The organism is Microbacterium sp. H6 (assembly GCF_003314775.1).
Classification (GTDB): domain Bacteria; phylum Actinomycetota; class Actinomycetes; order Actinomycetales; family Microbacteriaceae; genus Microbacterium; species Microbacterium oxydans.
Genome location: NZ_QOAY01000178.1, coordinates 1 through 6,350, shown reverse-complemented (window position 1 = coordinate 6,350; position 6,350 = coordinate 1). Strand labels below are relative to the sequence as shown.

General features: G+C 66.3%; 7 protein-coding genes. 3 read left to right on the top strand and 4 right to left on the bottom strand.

The window, feature by feature from the left end; all coding sequences use genetic code 11:
• Positions 1-107: 107 nt before the first annotated feature.
• Positions 108-407, top strand: a complete 300-nt coding sequence (locus tag DSP71_RS11455; RefSeq protein WP_021200128.1) for a chorismate mutase — start codon at positions 108-110, stop codon at positions 405-407.
• A 162-nt stretch (positions 408-569) separates the two neighbouring features.
• Positions 570-1,736 carry an ROK family protein gene (locus DSP71_RS11450; RefSeq protein WP_113681146.1) on the top strand — a complete coding sequence of 389 codons (1,167 nt, stop codon included), beginning with the start codon at positions 570-572 and terminating at the stop codon, positions 1,734-1,736.
• Positions 1,737-1,831: 95 nt separating this feature from the next.
• Here the strand turns inward: DSP71_RS11450 and DSP71_RS11445 are convergent, their stop codons facing one another.
• From DSP71_RS11445 to DSP71_RS11430, 4 genes are read right to left on the bottom strand one after another with little or no spacing between them, the layout of a single operon-like run.
• A complete protein-coding gene (locus DSP71_RS11445; protein ID WP_113681145.1) occupies positions 1,832-2,071 on the bottom strand; it encodes a DUF2283 domain-containing protein in 240 nt (79 codons plus the stop codon).
• A 6-nt stretch (positions 2,072-2,077) separates the two neighbouring features.
• Complete coding sequence (locus DSP71_RS11440) at positions 2,078-3,007, bottom strand: carbohydrate ABC transporter permease (RefSeq protein WP_171011063.1); 930 nt, start codon at positions 3,005-3,007, stop codon at positions 2,078-2,080.
• A 2-nt stretch (positions 3,008-3,009) separates the two neighbouring features.
• Positions 3,010-3,981: a carbohydrate ABC transporter permease gene (locus DSP71_RS11435; RefSeq protein ID WP_046748081.1), complete on the bottom strand. Its 972-nt coding sequence runs from the start codon at positions 3,979-3,981 to the stop codon at positions 3,010-3,012.
• A gap of 31 nt (positions 3,982-4,012) precedes the next feature.
• On the bottom strand, positions 4,013-5,257 hold the full coding sequence (locus tag DSP71_RS11430) for an extracellular solute-binding protein (RefSeq protein ID WP_061015807.1): 1,245 nt from the start codon (positions 5,255-5,257) through the stop codon (positions 4,013-4,015).
• 292 nt (positions 5,258-5,549) lie between these two features.
• Here DSP71_RS11430 and DSP71_RS11425 point away from each other — a divergent pair.
• Positions 5,550-6,350, top strand: an 801-nt coding sequence (locus tag DSP71_RS11425) for an SIS domain-containing protein (protein WP_113681147.1), incomplete at its 3' end; no start/stop codon positions are given.

Genomic DNA, 6,350 nt, shown 5'->3' with positions numbered 1-6,350 from the left:
TCCTCGTCGTGCGGCGCGGTTTCCGGCGACTCTTCGTTGCTCATGTGCTCACGATAGCGGTGGCCCGGATCGAAACCAGGTTGTCACGCGGCTCTAGAGTAGGGGGCATGACCGCCGCCGAAGACCCGAAGGCCGAACTGCTCCGTCTTCGTGCCACCATCGACAACATCGACGCCGCACTCATCTTCATGCTGGCGGAGCGCTTCCGCGCCACCCAGCAGGTCGGGCATCTGAAAGCGGAGCACGAGATGCCGGCGTCGGACCCGAACCGGGAGGAGCAGCAGGTCGCACGACTGCGTGCCCTCGCCGAGGAGGCGCACCTGGATCCGGAGTTCGCGGAGAAGTGGTTCAACTTCGTGGTCGCGGAGGTCATCCGCCACCACACCGAAGCGGCCGAGAGCCGCTGAGAAGGAGGTGCCGGACGGGCGACGGTGTGTGCAGCACTCGCCCGTCCGGAGCATGAGGTTCATTGACCAACTAAGTTCAATGAATAAACTTAGGGAGAGACTACGGATCGCGCGGCGATCTGTCAACAGCTCGCAAGGAGCGAGCCTCGGAAACGGGAACACATGCTGAGCACGGATGACGGCCTCGACACCCAGGCGTCCGTTCGGCGCGCGAACCTGCGGCGGGCACTGCAGCTGGTCTTCCGGAACCCGGGAACGCAGACGCGCGCGGGCATCGCGCGCTCGACCGGTCTGACCGCCGCCACCGCGTCTTCGCTGGTGGCCGAGCTCATCGAGAACCGGCTGATCGTCGAGGGGGAGCAGGCGGCGAGCACCGGCGGCAAGCGGGCGACCACCCTGAGCGTCGACGCGGGTCACCACGTGATCCTTGTGCTGGTGATCCAGCCTCGTCATGCCGACATCGCCCTCGTCGCGCTCGACGGCACCGAAGTGGACGGCCGACGCGTGAACTACTCCGTGGAGAACCGCGACCGAACCCTCGACGATGCCGTCGCCACCGTGGCAGCGGAGTTCGGCGGTCGACTCCTCGCCGCCGGCGTGCAGCTGCCGGGCACCACCGACGGACGTGTGGTGCTCGAGAGCGTGCAGCTGAAGTGGCAGGGCGTCCCCCTCGCGGAGCGGTTCGAGCGGGTGCTCGGTGCGCCGGTGCTGCTGATCAACGACGTCGACGCTGAGGCCATCGCCGAAGCCGGCATGGAGGAGTCGCCGTCCGGCTACCGGCTCTTCATCCACCTCGGTGGCGGCGTCGGTGCGGCCGTCACCCTCGACGGCGAGCTGGCACCGGGGCCCCGCGACCGTGCGGGGGAGATCGGGCACGTGCAGGTCGTGTTCGGCGAGGCGGCCCGTGCGTGCCGATGCGGTCAGCGCGGATGCCTCGAGTCGGCCGCCGCCCTGGGCGCGATGCTGGGCGAGGAGTTCTCCGACGCCATGGACGCGTCCGAGATCCGTGCGCTCGCCGCGCAGGCCGACGAAGAGCAGCTCGACGAGGGCGCACGTGCACTGGCCAGGGCTGTCAAGCTCATCAGCGCTCTGCTCGATCCGATCGAGGTGGTCATCGGGGGACCCGCGACCGAGCTCGGACCGCGCTTCCTCGACAGGGTGCGGAAAGAGACCGAGTACCCCGCTCGCGGGACCGCCCAGGTGCCGGTGCGCTACGCCGATCCTCGCGTGTCGCTCGCGGCCGGGGCGGCGCAGGCCGCCCTGACCTCGGCCTTGGGTGTGCGGTGGAACCCGGAGCAGCTGCGCGCCGCATCCACGTCGCGCAGCTAGGGCACTCGTTCCGAAAAGGGCAGGGCCGTCGCGACCTCCGGGATGAGGCGGCGACGACCCTGCTGTGGACCCGCGTGCGGTTTACCTAGACGTCATCAGGAAGGTTCGCTCGAGATGCGTTTGGCCCGATCAAGGTCATCTGATCGAAGAAGTTTCGATGCCTGAAGGATCTCGATACCGAGAAGATGCCCATCTGCATCGAAATCAAGGATGATCTCCCCCACTCCGTGAGGGTTTCGAATCTCCGGTACTTGTGCAACAGATTCCCCCGCTTGCACTTCGCGCCCGACCGTGAGGTAAGCGGCATCCACTTCGGGGTCATATCTGATGTGCATCAGCGGTCACTTCACGCTGCCGGCGGTCAGTCCGCCGACGAGGCGCTTCTCGATGAGCATGAACAGGATGACCACGGGCAGGATCGCGACGATCGAGACGCCGAACACGTATTGCCAGCTGGTCTCGTACTGACCGACGAACTTGGTCAGGGCGACCGACAGCGGCTGGTTCTTGTCGGTCGACAGGATCACCAGCGAGGCGGCGAACTCGTTCCAGCACGCGACGAACGTGAAGACGATCGCGGTGACGATGCCCGGCCACACCAGCGGCAGGTTGATCTTGAACAGCACGGTGAAGCGTCCGGCTCCGTCGATCTGCGCGGCCTCGTCGACCTCCTTGGGGATGCCCGCGAAGAAGGAGTGCATGATCCACACCGCGAACGACAGGTTGAACGCCGCGTTGATGAAGATCATCGCCATCCAGGTGTCGCCGAGTCCGAGAACGGTGAACTGGCGGAACAGGCCGGAGGTCAGCACGGCCGGCTGCAGCATCTGTGTGACGATCACGAGGAACAGGAACACCATGCGGCCGGGGAACTTGAAGCGTGCCGTGTAGTACGCCGCCGGAAGTGACACCAGCAGCACGAGCAGCGTCGCGAACACGGCGATGACGATGGTCGAGATCAGGTTGTACGGCAGGGGCGTCTCGGGGGTGGACCACATCGAGATGTAGTTCTCCCAGTGCCACTCGGTCGGCAGGTAGGTGGGATCGACGGACCGGATCTGCGCCTTGGTCTTCACCGAGCCGAAGAACATGATCAGGTACGGCAGCACGAAGATCGCGAGCACCAGGAACCCGGCGACCGTGCGCAGGATCACGCGGGGCAGCGTCACCTGGTCTTCGGTGTAGCGGCGCTTGCGTCCGGGGGTCGGAGGGGTGGTGCGGCGGCCGCGGCCTCCCGCGGTGGTCACGAGCTCGGTCTCGGTCACGGTCATGATCAGACCTCCTTCATGGGCTTGACGATCTTCACGTACGCCGCGACGATCACGATGACGATGAGGAACGCCACCACGGAGAGGGCGCTCGCGACGTCGACCTTCTTCTGCAGCTCGATGTACTTGAAGATCAGGGTCATGATCGTGTCGGCGCCGTAACCCGGGATCGAGCCGGTCATCACCTTCAGGATCGGCAGCGAGTTGAACACGTTGATGATGTTGATGAGGATCGCCACGGCCAGGGCGCTGCGCAGTTGGGGCAGCACGATCGACCAGTAGGTGCGCGCGGGGCCGGCGCCGTCCATCTTCGCGGCTTCGATCGCATCGGCCGGGACCGACTGGAGCCCGGCGAGGATCGTGTACGTGGTGAAGGGAAGCGACACGAAGATCGCGATCACGATCGACCAGGTGAAGGCCGTCGCAGGGTTCTTCGTCCAGCCGTAGCCCACCGCGTCGTCGGAGAGCCCGATGTCGTAGAGGAACTTGTTGAAGATGCCGAAGTACGGTTCGAGGCTGTAGTAGAACACCATGGTCGTCATCACGACGGAGGCGGCCCACGGCACGATCACGGCCATGCGCACGAGCTGACGCCCGGGGAAGGCCTTGTTCAGGATCTGCGCCAGACCGAGCGAGATCACCACCGTGAGGGTCACCACCGCGACCACCCACACGATCGTGCGGAAGAAGATCGGCCAGAACTCGGTGAAGGTGAAGACCGTCACGAAGTTGTCGAAGCCCACCGAGCCCTTGTCGAGGCCGGACAGGGAGATGTCGCGCGTGGAGTTGAAGAACATCACCCCGGCGGGGAACAGCACCACGCCGAAGATGAGAAGCAGCGCCGGTGCGATCCAGGGCAGCGCCTGGAGGAGGTCCTTTCCGCCCGGCCTGCCGCGCGTGGCATCCGGGGTCTTCGGAGTGCGGGGGCGGCTGCTCGCCGCCCCCGCGAGGTTCGAGGACTCTGTCTTCTGGCTCATTCGGGTACCCGAACCTCTCCGATCAGCGGGCTCAGCCCGCGTCGACCTGTGCCTGGATCTCGGTCAGCACGTCCTGCGCCGGCTTCGACTGCAGCTGGCCGAACAGCGACTTGAACGCACCGTCGGCGGCGGACCACTTCGGGTTCGTCGACGGGTAGAACTGCGCGTCGGGCAGCACGTCGAGGAACGGCTTGAGGGCCTCCTCGCCGGAGAGCTGCTCGGCGCCGGACTTGGTGACGGGGAGGAAGCCCTCGGCCTGCACCCACGGCACGTACACGTCTGCCGAGTAGTAGTAGTCGAAGAACTTGGTGATCGCTTCCTTCTTGTCGTCGTCGTTCTGGAACGCCATCAGCTGGTCCATGACGCCGAGCGTGAACGGCGAGCCGTCCTTCGTCGGGATCGGGACGATGGAGTAGTCCAGGTCGGGGTTGTTCTCCTCGATCTGGCCGACCGTCGGCGGGAGGCCGACCTGCATGCCGATCTTGCCCTGGATGAAGATGTCCATCAGCGGGGAGCGCTGGGTGGACCCGGGGTCGGCCTGGGTCGCGCCGGCGTCGATCATCTTCTTGATCTGCTCGGCTCCGACCAGGTTCTCCGGGGTGTCGATCGTGATCTCCGACGCGTCGCCGAACGATCCGCCGCCGCCCCACAGCCACACGGCGGCCTCGGCCTGAGCCTCTTCCGATCCGAGCGGCATGCCGTATCCGGCGACTCCGCCCCCGAGCGCGGAGACCTTGGTCGCGGCGTCGAGCAGCGAGTCCCAGTCGGTCGGCGCCTCGACACCGGCCTGGGAGAGGAGCGCGTTGTTGACGAACAGGGCGCGAGCCGAGGCGATCAGCGGCAGGGCGTACGCGGTGCCGTCGACCTCGGCGTTCTTGAGGAACGACTCCTGGAAGTCCGAGTAGGTGTCGTCCGAGACGACGTCCTTCGTCGGGTAGAGCAGCTCATCGCCGACGAAACCCGCGAAAGGCCCGCCGTTGTAGATGTCCGGTGCCTCGCCGGCCTGGATCTTGGTGGAGACGACCTTCTCGAGGTTGTCCCACGACTGCACCTCGAGCTTGACCTTGATGTCGGGGTTGGCCTTCTCGAACCCGTCGATCACGGTCTCCCAGTTGGCCTTGGTGCCGTCGGAGTAGCTCGGGACGAGGAGGTCGAGCGTGGTGGATCCTTCCGCGTCGCCGCTGTCGCCGGAAGAACCGCCGAACCCGCACGAAGCGAGCGAGAGCGTGGCGACGGCCGCAATGGCGGCGGCGCCGAACCGCAGTGACTTCTTCATGTGTATTGCATTCCTCACTGTGATGTCCGAACCCTCGGCGGCGGGGCCGCGTCGGGAGGGGGTGTGGTGCACAGTCGCAAGCACATCACGCGACAGTGCGTGGGTGACCGCTTCGCCGGGAGGCAACCGCGATCGTTCAAGCCGGGGCTCGGGTGGAACTTGTCCGATTATTTGTCAGGAGAACAAACAAATCAAGGTAAAGCTGTTGACGACTCGATTCGACGCCATACTATGATCGAATCAAGCTTGAAACGATCACAAGTATGCAACATATCGCCAGAAAGGCACCTCGATGACTGAATCGCTGCCCGGCGCACACATGCGCGAAGAGCTCAACTCCCAGCCCGAGATGTGGACTCGGGCCGCAGACCTGAAGGCCGAGCAGGAGCTGCTCCCCGCTTCCGGTGCCCGGATCGCCGTCGTGGGCTGCGGTACCTCGTGGTTCATGGCGCAGTCGTACGCGGCGCTGCGCGAGTCCGCCGGCCACGGCGAGACCGACGCGTACGCGGCATCCGAGGCCTTCCTCGACCGCGGGTATGACGCCGTCGTCGCCCTGACCCGCTCAGGGACCACCAGCGAGGTGCTCGAGCTCGTCGAGCGCATCAAGGGGCGCATCCCCACGGTCGGCGTGATCGGAGACCCGGACTCGCCGCTGGTCTCGCTAGTCGACGACGCCGTGCTGCTGCCGTTCGCCGACGAGAAGTCGGTGGTGCAGACCCGTTTCGCCACCACGGCCCTCGCCCTCTTCCGCGCCTCGCTCGGTGAGGACCTCTCCGGCGCCATCGCCGACGCCGAGGCCGTGCTCGCCGAGGACGGCGACGACGAGCTGCGCGACGCGGAGCAGTACACGTTCCTCGGTCGCGGCTGGACCATCGGCCTCGCCCACGAGGCCGCGCTGAAGCTGCGCGAGTCGTCGCAGTCATGGACGGAGGCGTACCCGTCGATGGACTACCGCCACGGTCCGATCGCGATCGCGGCCCCGGGCCGCGTCACCTGGCAGTTCGGCGAGGCGCCCGACGGCCTCTCGGCGCAGGTCGAGGCCACCGGTGCCCGGTTCGAGCAGCGGGCGATCGACCCGCTCGCCGACCTCGTG

What these genes read in the sequence shown, in the direction of transcription:
- DSP71_RS11445 (WP_113681145.1), bottom strand. Translation starts at nt 2,071, where the DNA reads ATGCACATCAGATATGACCCCGAAGTGGATGCCGCTTACCTCACGGTC.
- DSP71_RS11440 (WP_171011063.1), bottom strand. Translation starts at nt 3,007, where the DNA reads ATGACCGTGACCGAGACCGAGCTCGTGACCACCGCGGGAGGCCGCGGC.
- DSP71_RS11435 (WP_046748081.1), bottom strand. Translation starts at nt 3,981, where the DNA reads ATGAGCCAGAAGACAGAGTCCTCGAACCTCGCGGGGGCGGCGAGCAGC.
- DSP71_RS11430 (WP_061015807.1), bottom strand. Translation starts at nt 5,257, where the DNA reads ATGAAGAAGTCACTGCGGTTCGGCGCCGCCGCCATTGCGGCCGTCGCC.
- DSP71_RS11450 (WP_113681146.1), top strand. Translation starts at nt 570, where the DNA reads ATGCTGAGCACGGATGACGGCCTCGACACCCAGGCGTCCGTTCGGCGC.
- DSP71_RS11455 (WP_021200128.1), top strand. Translation starts at nt 108, where the DNA reads ATGACCGCCGCCGAAGACCCGAAGGCCGAACTGCTCCGTCTTCGTGCC.